The organism is Rhodococcus sp. Z13_19A, assembly GCF_058133575.1.
Genome location: NZ_JBYUNN010000001.1, coordinates 106,474 through 119,108, shown reverse-complemented (window position 1 = coordinate 119,108; position 12,635 = coordinate 106,474). Strand labels below are relative to the sequence as shown.

General features: G+C 73.2%; 13 protein-coding genes. 7 read left to right on the top strand and 6 right to left on the bottom strand.

Annotation, left to right across the window (positions count from 1 at the left end):
* Positions 1–114 precede the first annotated feature (114 nt).
* The 3 genes from AC3YNX_RS00580 to AC3YNX_RS00570 all read left to right on the top strand — a co-directional run bounded on the left by AC3YNX_RS00580 (position 115) and on the right by AC3YNX_RS00570 (position 3,081).
* A complete protein-coding gene (locus AC3YNX_RS00580) occupies positions 115–1,350 on the top strand; it encodes a 5-(carboxyamino)imidazole ribonucleotide synthase (RefSeq protein ID WP_489994958.1) in 1,236 nt (411 codons plus the stop codon).
* Positions 1,343–1,843, top strand: a complete 501-nt coding sequence (gene purE, locus AC3YNX_RS00575; protein ID WP_489994306.1) for a 5-(carboxyamino)imidazole ribonucleotide mutase — start codon at positions 1,343–1,345, stop codon at positions 1,841–1,843. Before AC3YNX_RS00580 ends, purE begins: the two co-directional genes overlap by 8 nt.
* A gap of 68 nt (positions 1,844–1,911) precedes the next feature.
* Positions 1,912–3,081, top strand: coding sequence for an acyl-CoA dehydrogenase family protein (locus AC3YNX_RS00570; protein ID WP_489994305.1), 1,170 nt, complete (start codon positions 1,912–1,914; stop codon positions 3,079–3,081).
* Between the two features lie 117 nt (positions 3,082–3,198).
* Here the strand turns inward: AC3YNX_RS00570 and AC3YNX_RS00565 are convergent, their stop codons facing one another.
* From AC3YNX_RS00565 to AC3YNX_RS00555, 3 genes are read right to left on the bottom strand one after another with little or no spacing between them, the layout of a single operon-like run.
* Positions 3,199–4,050, bottom strand: coding sequence for a sulfite exporter TauE/SafE family protein (locus tag AC3YNX_RS00565; protein ID WP_489994957.1), 852 nt, complete (start codon positions 4,048–4,050; stop codon positions 3,199–3,201).
* A gap of 7 nt (positions 4,051–4,057) precedes the next feature.
* Entirely contained in the window at positions 4,058–4,639 is a 582-nt protein-coding gene (locus AC3YNX_RS00560; protein ID WP_489994304.1) for a rhodanese-like domain-containing protein, read from the bottom strand.
* Positions 4,636–6,027 carry a rhodanese-like domain-containing protein gene (locus AC3YNX_RS00555; RefSeq protein ID WP_489994303.1) on the bottom strand — a complete coding sequence of 464 codons (1,392 nt, stop codon included), beginning with the start codon at positions 6,025–6,027 and terminating at the stop codon, positions 4,636–4,638. Before AC3YNX_RS00555 ends, AC3YNX_RS00560 begins: the two co-directional genes overlap by 4 nt.
* A gap of 315 nt (positions 6,028–6,342) precedes the next feature.
* Here AC3YNX_RS00555 and AC3YNX_RS00550 point away from each other — a divergent pair, with 315 nt between their 5' ends.
* The 3 genes from AC3YNX_RS00550 (at position 6,343) to AC3YNX_RS00540 (ending at position 9,376) form a co-directional block, all read left to right on the top strand.
* Complete coding sequence (locus AC3YNX_RS00550; protein WP_489994302.1) at positions 6,343–7,239, top strand: nuclear transport factor 2 family protein; 897 nt, start codon at positions 6,343–6,345, stop codon at positions 7,237–7,239.
* 205 nt (positions 7,240–7,444) lie between these two features.
* Positions 7,445–8,329 carry a thioesterase family protein gene (locus tag AC3YNX_RS00545; protein WP_489994301.1) on the top strand — a complete coding sequence of 295 codons (885 nt, stop codon included), beginning with the start codon at positions 7,445–7,447 and terminating at the stop codon, positions 8,327–8,329.
* Positions 8,330–8,455: 126 nt separating this feature from the next.
* A complete protein-coding gene (locus tag AC3YNX_RS00540) occupies positions 8,456–9,376 on the top strand; it encodes an alpha/beta fold hydrolase (protein ID WP_489994956.1) in 921 nt (306 codons plus the stop codon).
* Positions 9,377–9,380: 4 nt separating this feature from the next.
* Here AC3YNX_RS00540 and AC3YNX_RS00535 read toward each other — a convergent pair whose 3' ends face one another.
* From AC3YNX_RS00535 to AC3YNX_RS00525, 3 genes are all read right to left on the bottom strand, one after another.
* Positions 9,381–10,022, bottom strand: a complete 642-nt coding sequence (locus AC3YNX_RS00535; RefSeq protein ID WP_489994300.1) for a GAF domain-containing protein — start codon at positions 10,020–10,022, stop codon at positions 9,381–9,383.
* 429 nt (positions 10,023–10,451) lie between these two features.
* A complete protein-coding gene (locus tag AC3YNX_RS00530; RefSeq protein WP_489994299.1) occupies positions 10,452–11,204 on the bottom strand; it encodes an ANTAR domain-containing protein in 753 nt (250 codons plus the stop codon).
* Between the two features lie 83 nt (positions 11,205–11,287).
* Positions 11,288–12,244, bottom strand: a complete 957-nt coding sequence (locus AC3YNX_RS00525) for a helix-turn-helix domain-containing protein (protein WP_127783851.1) — start codon at positions 12,242–12,244, stop codon at positions 11,288–11,290.
* Positions 12,245–12,329: 85 nt separating this feature from the next.
* On the opposite strand from AC3YNX_RS00525, the gene AC3YNX_RS00520 reads away from it, so the two are divergent.
* Positions 12,330–12,548, top strand: coding sequence for a hypothetical protein (locus AC3YNX_RS00520; protein WP_489994298.1), 219 nt, complete (start codon positions 12,330–12,332; stop codon positions 12,546–12,548).
* Positions 12,549–12,635: the final 87 nt, after the last annotated feature.

The following is a 12,635-nucleotide window of genomic DNA, read 5'->3' as shown; positions in this document are numbered from 1 at the left end:
TCCGACGCCTTGACCGGGCCGCCGCGTGGCCCGAGCACGGCTGCGCGGTGCGGGAGGTCACGCGAGCGCGTGGCACGATCTGTGCCTGTGACCGATGACGTGCAGCCCCGTCCCGTGGACCTCGCCACACCGGTGGCGCAAGCCCCGCGACCGGCCCCGGCCCGCGCCGGCGACTCGCCGGTGGTGGCCATGATCGGCGGCGGTCAGCTGGCCAGGATGACGGCCCAGGCCGCGGTCGCGCTGGGCCAGACCCTGCGGGTGCTCTCCGCCGGCCCGCAGGACCCTGCCGCGCAGGTCAGCCCGGACGTGGTGCTCGGTGCGCACACCGACCTGGCCGCGCTGCGGCTGGTGGCCGCCGGTGCCACGGCGGTCACCTTCGACCACGAGCACGTTCCCCAGGAGCACCTGCACACCCTGGTGGCCGAGGGGGTGGCCGTGCTGCCCCCGCCGGAGGCGCTGCTGCACGCCCAGGACAAGCTGGTGATGCGCACGCGCCTGGCCGAGCTGGGCGCGCCGGTGCCGCCCTTCGCCGAGGTGCACCGCCCCGACGACGTCATCGCCTTCGGCGACACCCACGGCTGGCCGTGTGTGCTCAAGGCCATCCGCGGCGGCTACGACGGCCGCGGGGTGTGGATGCTCGACGACGCCGAGCAGGCCCGCGCCGTGGTGGCCGAGCAGCTGGCGGCGGGCACCCCGCTGCTGGTGGAGCAGCGGGTGCCCTTCGTCCGGGAGCTGGCCGCCGTGGTGGCGCGCTCGCCGTTCGGGCAGGGCGCGGCGTGGCCGGTGGTGCAGACGGTGCAGCGCGACGGCATCTGCGCGCTGGTGCTGGCCCCGGCTCCGCAGCTCTCCGACGCCCTGGCCGAGCAGGCCGAGCAGCTGGCCCTGGGCCTGGCCGCGCAGCTGGGCGTGGTGGGGGTGCTGGCCGTGGAGCTGTTCGAGACCGCCGACGGCGAGCTGCTGGTCAACGAGCTGGCGATGCGCCCGCACAACTCGGGGCACTGGAGCATCGAGGGGGCGCGCACCTCGCAGTTCGAGCAGCACCTGCGGGCGGTGCTGGACTACCCGCTGGGCTCCACCACCATGACCGCGCCGGTGGTGGTGATGGCCAACGTGCTCGGGGCCGCGGAGGCGCCGGCGATGAGCATGGACGAGCGCACCCACCACCTGTTCGCCCGCCTGCCGCACGCCAAGCTGCACCTGTACGGCAAGGCGGAGCGGCCCGGCCGCAAGGTGGGCCACGTGACGGTGCTCGGGGACGACCTGGAGCAGGTGCAGCGCGAGGCAGAGCTGGCGGCACGCTGGATGTCGCACGCGGAGTGGACCGACGGATGGGACGTGCACGGTGAGTGATCCGCAGGTGGGCCTGATCATGGGCAGCGACTCCGACTGGCCGGTGATGCAGGCGGCTGCCGAGGCGCTGGCCGAGTTCGAGGTGCCCTTCGAGGTGGGCGTGGTCTCCGCGCACCGCACCCCGCAGCGCATGCTCGACTACGCCACCAGCGCGGCCGGTCGGGGACTGCGGGTGATCATCGCCGGGGCCGGCGGGGCGGCGCACCTGCCCGGGATGGTGGCCTCGGCCACGCCGCTGCCGGTGATCGGCGTGCCGGTGCCGCTGAAGTACCTCGACGGCATGGACTCGCTGCTGTCCATCGTGCAGATGCCGGCCGGAGTGCCGGTGGCGACGGTGTCGGTGGGCGGGGCGCGCAACGCCGGCCTGCTCGCGGTGCGGGTGCTCGGGGCGAGCGATCCGGCGCTGCGCCAGCGGATGGCGGACTTCCAAGTGGCGCTGGAGAAGTCGGTGCACGCCAAGGACGCGGCGCTGCGCGAGAGCCTGCTGGGCTGAGGCGCCTGCTGCGGTGTGTGGCGGGCGACTACGATCGGGGTTACTAATCGTTAACCAGGAGGAACCCTGTGGCCAGCCAGTTCGGCAACCCCGACTTCGACCTGTACCGCCTCGGTGACGAGCACGAGGCCCTGCGCGACGCAGTGCGCTCGCTCGCCGAGAAGGAGATCGCGCCCTACGCCGCGGACGTCGACGAGCACGAGCGCTACCCCGAGGAGGCCCGCAAGGCCCTCGTGGCCGCCGGCTTCAACGCCGTGCACGTGCCGGAGCGCTTCGGCGGCGAGGGCGCCGACTCGGTGGCGGCCTGCATCGTCATCGAGGAGGTCGCGCGGGTCTGTGGCTCGTCGTCGCTGATCCCGGCGGTGAACAAGCTGGGCACCATGGGGCTGATCCTGTCCGGCAGCGAGGAGCTGCAGCAGCAGGTGCTGCCCTCCATCGCCTCCGGGGCGGCCATGGCCTCCTACGCGCTGAGCGAGCGCGAGGCCGGCTCCGACGCCGCGTCCATGCGCACCCGCGCCAAGGCCGACGGCGACGACTGGATCATCAACGGCACCAAGGCGTGGTGCACCAACGCGGGCGTGTCCCAGTGGTACACCGTGATGGCCGTGACCGACCCCGAGAAGGGTGCCAACGGCATCTCCGCGTTCATGGTCAACGCCGACGACGAGGGCATCTCGGTGGGTGCCAAGGAGCGCAAGCTCGGCATCAAGGGCAGCCCCACGCGCGAGGTCTACTTCGAGCAGTGCCGCGTGCCCGGCGACCGGATGATCGGCGCGCCCGGCACCGGCTTCAAGACCACCCTGAAGACGCTGGACCACACCCGGCCCACCATCGGTGCGCAGGCCGTCGGCATCGCCCAGGGCGCACTCGACGCGGCGATCGCCTACACCAAGGACCGCAAGCAGTTCGGCCAGTCGATCAGCCGGTTCCAGGGCGTGGAGTTCATGCTCGCGGACATGGCCATGAAGATCGAGGCCGCCCGGCACATGGTGTACACCGCCGCGGCGCGCGCAGAGCGGATGGAGCCCAACCTCGGCTTCATCTCCTCGGCCGCCAAGTGCTTCGCCACCGACGTCGCCATGGAGGTGACCACCGACGCCGTGCAGCTCTTCGGTGGCGCCGGCTACACCCGTGACTTCCCGGTGGAGCGGATGATGCGCGACGCCAAGATCACCCAGATCTACGAGGGCACCAACCAGATCCAGCGCATGGTGATGGCCCGCTCGCTGCTCAAGTAGGAGCCCTCGCTCACGCAGGGCCCTCGCCTGCCGTGGCAGGCACCAGCGCCGCGCGGTGCGACCGGCAGACACCGGTCCCACCGCGCGGCGCTGTCGTGGGGTCAGGCGCCCGCGCTGTCAGGTCCCCACGTGGCGGAGTGGGCACCGCGGCACCAGCGCCGAGCAGGTCAACATCGCTGCGGCCACGCCCAGGAGGGCGACCAGTCCCGGGAGCCGGACGCCCTCGGGCGCCTCCTGGACGAGCACGAACGCGCCCATGGCCAGCACGAACCAGCCGAAGGCCCTCCGCAGGGCGTCGGCCGGGATGCGGTCGACCAGCCGGGCGCCCAGCAGGCTCCCGACCACGGCGGCGGCGGTGATGGCCCCCACCAGGGACCAGTCGATCGACACCGTGGCCAGGTAGCCAGTCAGCCCGGCGAAGGACTTCATCGCGATGACCAGCAGCGAGGTGCCCACGGCCACCCCCATCGGGAGCCCGGCGAGCAGCGCTAGCGCCGGGACCACCAGGAAGCCGCCGCCCGCGCCGACCAGTCCGGTGACCAGGCCGACGGCCGCGCCGTCGAGCAGGACCCTGCCCACCGGCAGCTGGGCGTGCGCCGTTGCGGCGTCAGACTCCTTGCGGCCGCGGAGCATGGCGACCGCGGTGGCCACCATCATCGCGGCGAACCCGATCATCAGCAGCTGTGCGGGCAGGTGCCCGCCGAGGAGTCCGCCGACCAGCGCGCCGGCCATGCCGGCGGCACCGAAGAGCAGGCCGGTGCGCCACCGGACGCGCCCGCCGCGGGCGTGGCCGACGACGCTGACCGCGGAGGTCACCCCGACCACCACGAGCGAGGCGGCGATCGCCTCCTTGGTGTCCATGCCGGCCACGTAGACCAGCAGGGGCACCATCAGGATCGACCCGCCGCCGCCGAGCAGCCCCAGGGCGAGCCCGACGACGACGGCGAGGGTGACGGTGAGCGCGATCAGCACCGGGTCACCGCCGCTGGCTCAGCTGGTCCAGGGCTGAGCCGGTGGTGCGGGCGCCGCGGGTGTTCCACGGCATCCGCGCCAGGGCCATGCCCATCGCGCAGGTGTTGGAGACGGCGGCGAAGACCAAGCCACCGCCGACGAACCCGGACAGCCACTTCGCCCGCGGCACGACGGTGCTGCCGAGGATCCCGGTGAGCACGAGCGCTCCGGCGGCCAGGCGGACCTGCCGCTCCAGCTCCCAGCTCTGCCGACCGCGGTTCACCGCACCGCCGGCCTGCTCCCAGCTCACCATGCCGCCGGCGAGGACGGTGGGCGAGCTGAGCCCGCCCGCCTGCAGCGCCTGCCGGGCCTGCCCCGCCCGCGCGCCGGAGCGGCAGACCAGGACCACGTCGTGGTGGTCGTCGAGCACCGAGCAGAGCTCGTCCAGGGAGGCCTTCAGCTCGTCCAGGGGGACGTTGAGCGCGCCGGGGACGTGGCCCGCCTCGAACTCCGCCGGGGTGCGCACGTCGATCAGCGTGGGGTCCGGGCTGGAGCTGTTGCCGAGGCGCTCGGCGAGGGTGGGGGCGTCGACGTCGGGAGTGCTCATGCGGGGGTCTCCTGGTGGTTCTCGGTGGGGTGGACGAGGGGGCAGCCGGCGAGGCCGGCGTTGTCGAAGGAGTCGTCGACCGCGACGACCTCCACGCCCCGGGCGTCGAGCAGGCTGGCCACGACCGCGGCGCGGTAGCCCCCGGCGCAGTGCACCCAGACCGGGCCGGCCGGGACCTCGTCGAGGCGGTGCAGCACCTCGTGGATCGGGACGTGCGTGGACCCGGCGATGTGGGCCTGCGCTCGCTCCTGGTCGCGGCGCACGTCGAGGATCGCCGTCCGGGGGTTGCCGACCAGCTCGGCGGCCAGGTCGGCGAAGGTGGCGGTGGCGTGGCTGCGCAGCGGCTGGCCGCCGGCCCAGTCCTCGGGGCGGCCGGTGGCCATGGCGGCCGGCCGGTCGATGCCGATGCGGACCAGCTCGCGCTGGGCCTCGGCGACGTCCTCGGCCGCCTCGCCGAGCAGCGTCACCGGGGTGCCCCAGGGAATCAGCCAGCCGAGGTAGGTGACGAGCTGGCCGTCGAGGCCGAGGCTGAGGGTGCCGGCCACGTGCCCAGCGGCGAACGCGGTGCGGGTGCGCAGGTCCACGACCCACTCGCCGTCGTGGATGCGCCGGCGCAGCTCGGCGGGGTCGGCCTCGGTCGGCAGCGAGAGGTCCACCTCGGCGGGGCCGGCGGCGTTGGCTGGGCCCATGTGCGCGTAGTAGGCCGGGTAGGCGTCCAGGCCGGCCAGCAGCTCCGCCACGTAGCGGGCCTCGTCGTTGGTCAGGGCCGGGTTGGCGAGCTTCTCCTGGCCGATGGTGCTGGCGGTCCCGCCGGACTGGGTGGCCGAGCAGAAGCTGCCGAAGCCGTGCGTCGGGTAGATCGCGGTGGGGTCGGGCAGCTCGGCGGCCAGCCGGCGCGCCGAGTGCCACTGGGCGTGGGCGAGGGTGTCGGTGTGGTCGGGGCCGAGCAGGTCGGGGCGGCCGGTGGAGCCGAGGAGCAGCGAGCCACCGGTGAACACCGCGACCGGCTCGTCGCCCTCGGACAGGGCGAAGGACAGGTGGGTGTGGGTGTGCCCCGGGGTGAGCAGGACCGTCACCCGCATCCGGTCACCGACCTCCACGACGTCGCCGTCGGAGACACCGGTGCGCTCGAAGGAGACCGGGTCGTCGGCGTTGAGCAGGTACTGCGCGCCGACCTCGCGGGCCAGCTGGTAGCCGCCGGTGACGTAGTCGTTGTGGATGTGCGACTCGAAGACGTGCGTGATGCGCACCCCGGCGGCCGCCGCCAGCCCGACGACGCGGTCGACGTCACGCTGGGGGTCGACCACCAGGGCGACCTCGCCGTCGTGGGCCAGGTAGGTGCGGTCACCCAGGCCGGGGGTGTCCAGGGGAAGGACGGTGATCGTCATGGGTTCCTCTCGTGCTGTGGTGTCGCCTGGTCAGGAAGCGGTCTGGACCGGGCACCCGGCCTCGATCCACGCCGCGGTGCCGCCGGCCACGCTGGTGGCGTCGGTGCCGACCGCGTGCTCCGGTCGATCTCGGGCCTCACGGCAGCTCCCCTGAAACGGCGTTTCCTATACCTAGGGGGGTATATGTTCTCCACCGTAGCACGGCAGATCGCCTACCCCCGGGGGTATCGAGTTCCGGTGGGTGGAAGTGCCGTCCTGCCAGCGTGGTCGCCGTCCGCAGAATGACGCGCGACACAGCTTGGGAAGGGACGCACCATGACGAGCCCCGAGACCGCCATCACCAACCTGCTCCACCGCTACGCCGAGCTCATGGACGCCGGCCGGTTGGACGACGCCGCCGCGCTGTTCCGGCACGCCCAGGTGCGCAGCGGGGGAGACCGGGTTCTCGACGAGGCCGGTTTGCTGGCGCAGTGGCGCGCCATGGTGAAGCTGTATCCCGACGGCACGCCGCGGACCAAGCACGTCATCACCAACCCCATCGTGGAGATCGACGAGACGGCCGGCAGCGCCACCTGCCGGTCGTACTACACGGTCCTGCAGGCCACCCCCACGCTGCCGCTGCAGGTGGTGGCGGCCGGGCGGTACCACGACGAGCTGGAGCGGGTGGACGGGACGTGGCGCTTCGCCGCTCGGGACTACACGATGCTCGACCTGGTGGGCGACGTGTCCGGACACCTGGCCTTTCCGGTGCCTGGTGCGGCCACGGCGTTCCCCGGGGCCGACCACGCCGACGTCACCGCCGTGGTCAACCGCTACGCCTACGCCCTGGACGACCGCGACTGGGACCGGCTCGACCAGGTGTTCACCGAGGACGCCGTCGCCCGCTACGGCCACCCCAGCCGCCCGGTGATCGAGGGACGGGTGGCCCTGGTGGACTCGATCAAGGCGATGCTCGGTGGGTGCGGGCCCTCGCAGCACCTGCTGGCCACGCACGTCGTCACCGTCGACGGCGACACCGCGGAGTCCACCTGCAAGGCGCGGGTGTACCACCACGGCGCCGGTGAGCGGGCCGCGCTGGACCCCTACGAGTGCTTCGGCGTGTACCGCCACCAGCTGCGCCGAACGGCGGCGGGCTGGCGGGTCACCGACCTGCTCTTCCACGTCCACCACACCGTGGGCGACATCAACGTCCTGCAGCCCGCCCAGGCCTGAGCAGCCTGCGCCGCTCGACTACGTCGTCTCGTACACCGGCACGTCGCTGAGCAGGACGCATCCGAGTGCCGCCGCCTCCGGGCCACGCCAGCCGGGGCGGGTAGCTGACCGGCCGGCGTCGCGGTGCGGAAGCCGAAAAGTATGGTCAGGCACTGATGCCCGATGGTGCCCGTGGGGCGCCTCCCTCGACTCGGATCGGATTGTCGTGCACCCGAACGCCGTTCATGCGGACTCTGCACCCGGGAGCGCCTCGGGGCGCGCCGCTGGGAGCCTGTACCGCCTCGTCGCCACCAGCGCCGACGCCGGCGGCACCGAGGTCTTCGCCTCCAGTGAGCACGTCGCCAGCCCGTGGGGGGCGGACCTGCAGCACGCCGGACCCGTCGCCGGGCTGCTGGTGCGGGCGATGGAGCGAACGAACCCGCGCGAGGGCACCCGCCTCGGTCGCATCAGCGTCGACCTGCTGGGCGCCGTGCCGATGAGCGAGCTGCACGTGCGCGCCTGGGTGGAGCGCCCCGGCCGACGCATCGAGCTGCTGGCGGCGGAGATCACCGCCGCCGACCGCACCGGCACGCTGCGGCCGGTGGCCCGCGCGCACGGGTGGCGGCTGCAGACCAGCGACACCGCTGACGTGCAGCACCTGGCCGACCCGCCGCTGCCGGTGGTCAGCGCCGGGGCCCGGGACCTCGGACACCTGCCGTTCCCGGATGCCTGGCAGCACGGGTTCGTCGATGCGCTGGAGTGGCAGGTGCCGCCTGCCGCCGACCAGCTCGGCACGACCACCGGAGCGTGGATGCGGCTGCGGATGCCGCTGGTGGAGGGCGAGGAGCCAACCGACCTGGAGCGCGTGAGCACCATCGTGGACGTGGCCAACGGGCTGGGAGCGCGCCTGGACGCCGCCGACTGGATGTTCCTCAACACCGAGCTGACTATCCACCTGTTCCAGCCGCCCGCGGGCGAGTGGGTGGGGTTGACGGCGGAGACGTCGGTGGGCAGCGACGGCCTGGCCATGAGCTCGGGGGTCATCCACTCCGCTGCCGGGCCGATCGGCCGTGTCACCCAGAACGTGCTGGTGGAGCGCCGCCCGCAGTAGCGCCTCCGTTCGGGGCGCGGTGTGGTGTGATCTGGTTCACCAGAGGCAGAGGAGCCAGATGTGGGAGCAGCAGGTGCAGACCAGGGCACGGCCACCGAGAGCGCGGTGGACGTCGGCGGGCTGAGCATGCACGTGGTGCAGCAGGGCAGCGGGCCGGCGGTGGTGCTCTGCCACGGCTTCCCCGGACTCTCCTACAGCTGGCGCCACCAGCTGCCCGCGCTCGCCGCGGCCGGCTACCGGGCGATCGCGGTGGACATGCGCGGCTACGGCCGCACCGACGCCCCCACCGACCCGCGGGCCTACGACCGGGCCAGCACCGTCGCTGACATGGTGGGGCTGCTCGACGCGCTGGGCCTGGACGACGCGGTGTTCGTGGGCCACGACTTCGGCGCCGCGCTGGTGTGGGACCTGCCGCAGTGGGCGCCGGGCCGGGTGCGCGCCCTCGTCCAGCTCAGCGTGCCGCGCACGCCGTCGATGCCCGTGCTGCCCAGCGCTGCCTTCGCCCACCAAGCGCAGCGGCACTTCCTGCACCTGCACTACTTCCAGGAACAGGGCGTCGCCGACGCCGAGCTCGACGCCGATCCCCGTGGCTTCCTCAGCCGGGTGTTCTGGGCGCTCAGCGGCGGCTATCGCTACCTGGACATCTTCGCCCACCCCAGCGCGGGCAACGGCTACCTGGACGTGCTGCCGGAGGCGCCGCCGCTGCCCTGGCCGTGGCTGAGCGAGGCCGAGCTCGACCACTACGTGCAGGAGTTCACCCGCACCGGCTTCACCGGCGGCCTCAGCTGGTACCGCGCCCACGACCACATCTGGCGGGAGAAGCAGCAGCGCCCCGACGAACCGGTCACCGTGCCGGTCTGCTTCATCACCGGTGACCGCGACCCGGTGCAGACGATGACCGGGGCCAGGTCGATGGAGCAGATGCGGGCCTCGGTGCCGGGCCTGGTCGCGGAGCACGTCATCGCCGGCGCCGGGCACTTCGTGCAGATGGAGGCGGCCGAGCAGGTCAACCGCATCATGGTGGACTTCCTCGCCACCCTGGACTGATCGGCTAGACGGCCGGCCACTGCGGCGCAGCGCCCGCGACGCGCGGGTCCCCCGCACGGGAGGCCGGTGGGGGGCGGTCGGTCAGGCCGGCCACGCTGCGCTGGTTGCCCGCCTCCGCAAGGGCGGCCGCCGCCACCTCCGCCACCTCGCGCGCAGCCTGCTGGGAGCGGGCGTCGAAGGCGGCCGCGGCGCGGGAGTAGATGTTGACCGAACCCACCGTCGCCCCGTGCCCCGGCACCGCGGTGGAGAGCACGCTACGCACGCCAGCCTCGGCGGCTCCGCGGGCGAACGCGGGCCAGCGCGCCTCGGCGGTCAGGTCCTCCACCAGCTGGGTGACACCGTCGGTGCCGGCCAGCAGGCATGGACCGGCGCCAGCGGCGTACTGCAGCGCATCCATCCGCCCGGCGAGCGGATCGGTGGAGGCCACCGTGAACGGGTCCCCCTCGCCCACCAGCGTGACCGACACCTCCTCTGCGCCGGCGACGGTGTCCTTGGCGAGCAGCGCGACCAGGGACAGGATTTCCTCGCGGGCGACGTCGCCGGCCACCCGCGAACCGGGCTCGGCCATCGGTGGCGGTGCCGGTGCGGCGTTGCGCTGAGCTGGCGTGGGCTCTGCGGGAGTGGATGGATCAGGTGTGGCACTCATGGGGCGCTCCTGTGACGCGAGTACCGCGGGGCAGCGGCACGACACGGTGAGTACCGAGGCCGGGTGCCGGGGCGGACCGCTCTCGTCGGCACGTCGACGGCCGGTCCCTGTCCTGGACCCCGGCGGCGCCTCGTACGAATCAGCGCAAGCGCGCCGTGTGCATTCGTGCTGCTGACCATAGTCCAGCCGGTCTGGTCCGGCTCGACGCCGAGGGGCGGCCCGGGTGGGCAGCACCAATCTGTGTGGCACAGATCACTGTACGCCGAACCGAGTGGTCAGCGGGCTGCGGGCACGGCCGGGCGTGGACCGGGCGGGCGCTCGAGTGGTCACCCGCACGACGAGGCGGCCATGGTGGTGCGGCTGAACTGGGGCGAGGCGCTGAACCTGCCGGCCCGCCCGCTGTGGAGGCTGACCCTTGGCGTGGGATGACTAGCCGGTGGGGTGGGCCTGGGCGACGAGGGCGGCCGCGACGTCACGCAGCTTGCGGTTGGCGTCCTGGGAGACCTGCACCAGGATCTGGAACGCCTCGTCCTCGGTGCAGCGGCGCTCGCCCATGATGATGCCCTTGGCCTGCTCGATCACCGCCCGAGACTCCATCGCCTGGTCCATCTGCTGGGCCAGCTCGGCGGTGGTGGCGTAGAGGTGGGCGTTGGTGATGGCCACCGCGGCGTAGCCGGCGAAGTGCTCGGCGACCTCCATGGCGAAGTCGTCGATGACGTCGGTGCGGGTGACGTAGATGTTGAGACCCCCGACGGTCTCCCCGCGCAGCGGCAGCGGCACCGACACCGAGCTCAGCACGCCAGCCTGCACCGCCCTGGGCGTGTAGTCGGGCCAGCGGGTCTCGGCCCGCATGTCTGCCACCAGGACGGTGCGTCCGCTGGTGGCGGCGACCAGGCACGGTCCGTGGCCGGTGCTGTACTGCCGCTCGTCGAGGCGGAGGGCGACCTCGCCGGTGGAGGCGAAGGTGGCCGCCCGCGTGCCCTTGAGCACCGTCACCGAGACCTCGTGGGCGCCGGGGATGCACTCCTTGGCCAGGGTGGCGACCTGCGCGACGACGTCCGCCAGCGGGGTCTCGTCCAGCACGATGCGACCAAGGGCGTGCACGGACTCCGTCAGCTCCGCGCGCGGGTCTCGGGTGTCGACGCGGGCGGCGGTGGCGGAGGAACCGTTGGTGATGGCCATGAAGGGTCTCCTCTGTCGGCCCGGGCAGGGCAGCACACCACTTTACGTCGGTGGCTGGACCCGGTCCGCGCGTCGTGGCGCTCTCAGCGAGCGATCGTGCTGAACGTCTTGCGGTACCCGCTGGGGGAGACGCCGACGGCGCGGGTGAAGTGGTGGCGCAGCAGCGTGGCGGTGCCGAAGCCGCACCGTTGCGCGACGGCGTCCATGTCCAGGTCGGTGTCCTCCAGCAGCTGCTGCGCCTGCAGCACCCGCTGGGTGTTGAGCCACTGCAGCGGGGTGGTGCCGGTCTCGGCGGCGAAGCGGCGGGCGAAGGTGCGGGCGGAGGTGTGGGCCCGTGCGGCCAGGGCGGCCACGGTGTGCGGCTGGTCGAGGTGCTCCAGCATCCACCCGAGGATCTCGCCCAGTCCGTCGCTGGTGCAGTCCGGGACCGGCCGCTCGAAGAATTGGCGCTGTCCGCCCTCGCGCTGCGGGGGCACGACCATCCGCCGGGCGATGGCGTTGGTGACGCTGGAGCCCAGCTCCCGGCGCACCAGGTGCAGGCAGGCGTCGATCCCGGCTGCCGTCCCTGCGCTGGTGATCAGGCTGCCCTCGTCCACGAAGAGCACGTCGGGGTCCACCTGGGCCAGGGGAAAGCGGTCCTGCAGCTCACGGACGTGGCGCCAGTGGCTGGTGCAGCGCCGGCCGTCCAGCAGTCCCGCCGCCCCGAGGACGAAGGCCCCGGAGCACACGCTGAGCAGCACGGCGCCGTTGTCGTGGGCCTCGCGCAGCGCCGCCAGCACCTCCGGCGGGTAGCCCTCCAGCGTCTCCACGGCGGGAACGGTCACCAGGTCGGCTCCCGCCAGACCTTCGAGCCCGTGGGAGGGCACCACCTGCACGCCGACGGGCGAGCTCAGCGGGACTCCGGCTTCCGGGCCGCACACCCGGAAGTCGAAGGCGGGAACCCCGTCCTCGGTGCGGTCGATCCCGAAGACCTCGCAGACCACCCCGAACTCGAAGACGGCGAGGCCGTCCAGGACCAGGGCTGCGACCGACTTCAGCATCTGACCAGCATAACGGCAGGATCTTTGCGAATGCTGGCTTTCCTGCCACTGGTGGCACTTCCTGGGTGGTCGCAGCATTGCTGCCATGACCTTTTCGCTGAGCATCCCGTCCCTGTCCCGCACGCACGCGCCCGACACCGCACGCGTCGGGCTGGTTGCCCGCCTCCGGCGGGTCGACCTCGCCCGCTGGTTCACCCCTGCCGCTCCGCTGGTGGGCCCGGTAAGCGGTGACCGCGACGCCCAGCGGCTGCACCGCGACCTGCAGGCGGCCCGCTACCACGCCGAGGGCGGCTGGCCGCGCTGAGCAGCAGGGCCCACCCGCTGCGCGCGGAGCCCGACCCGGCACGGTTGGATGGCCGGGACGAGGCCGCGGGAGACGAGGCGGCGCGGG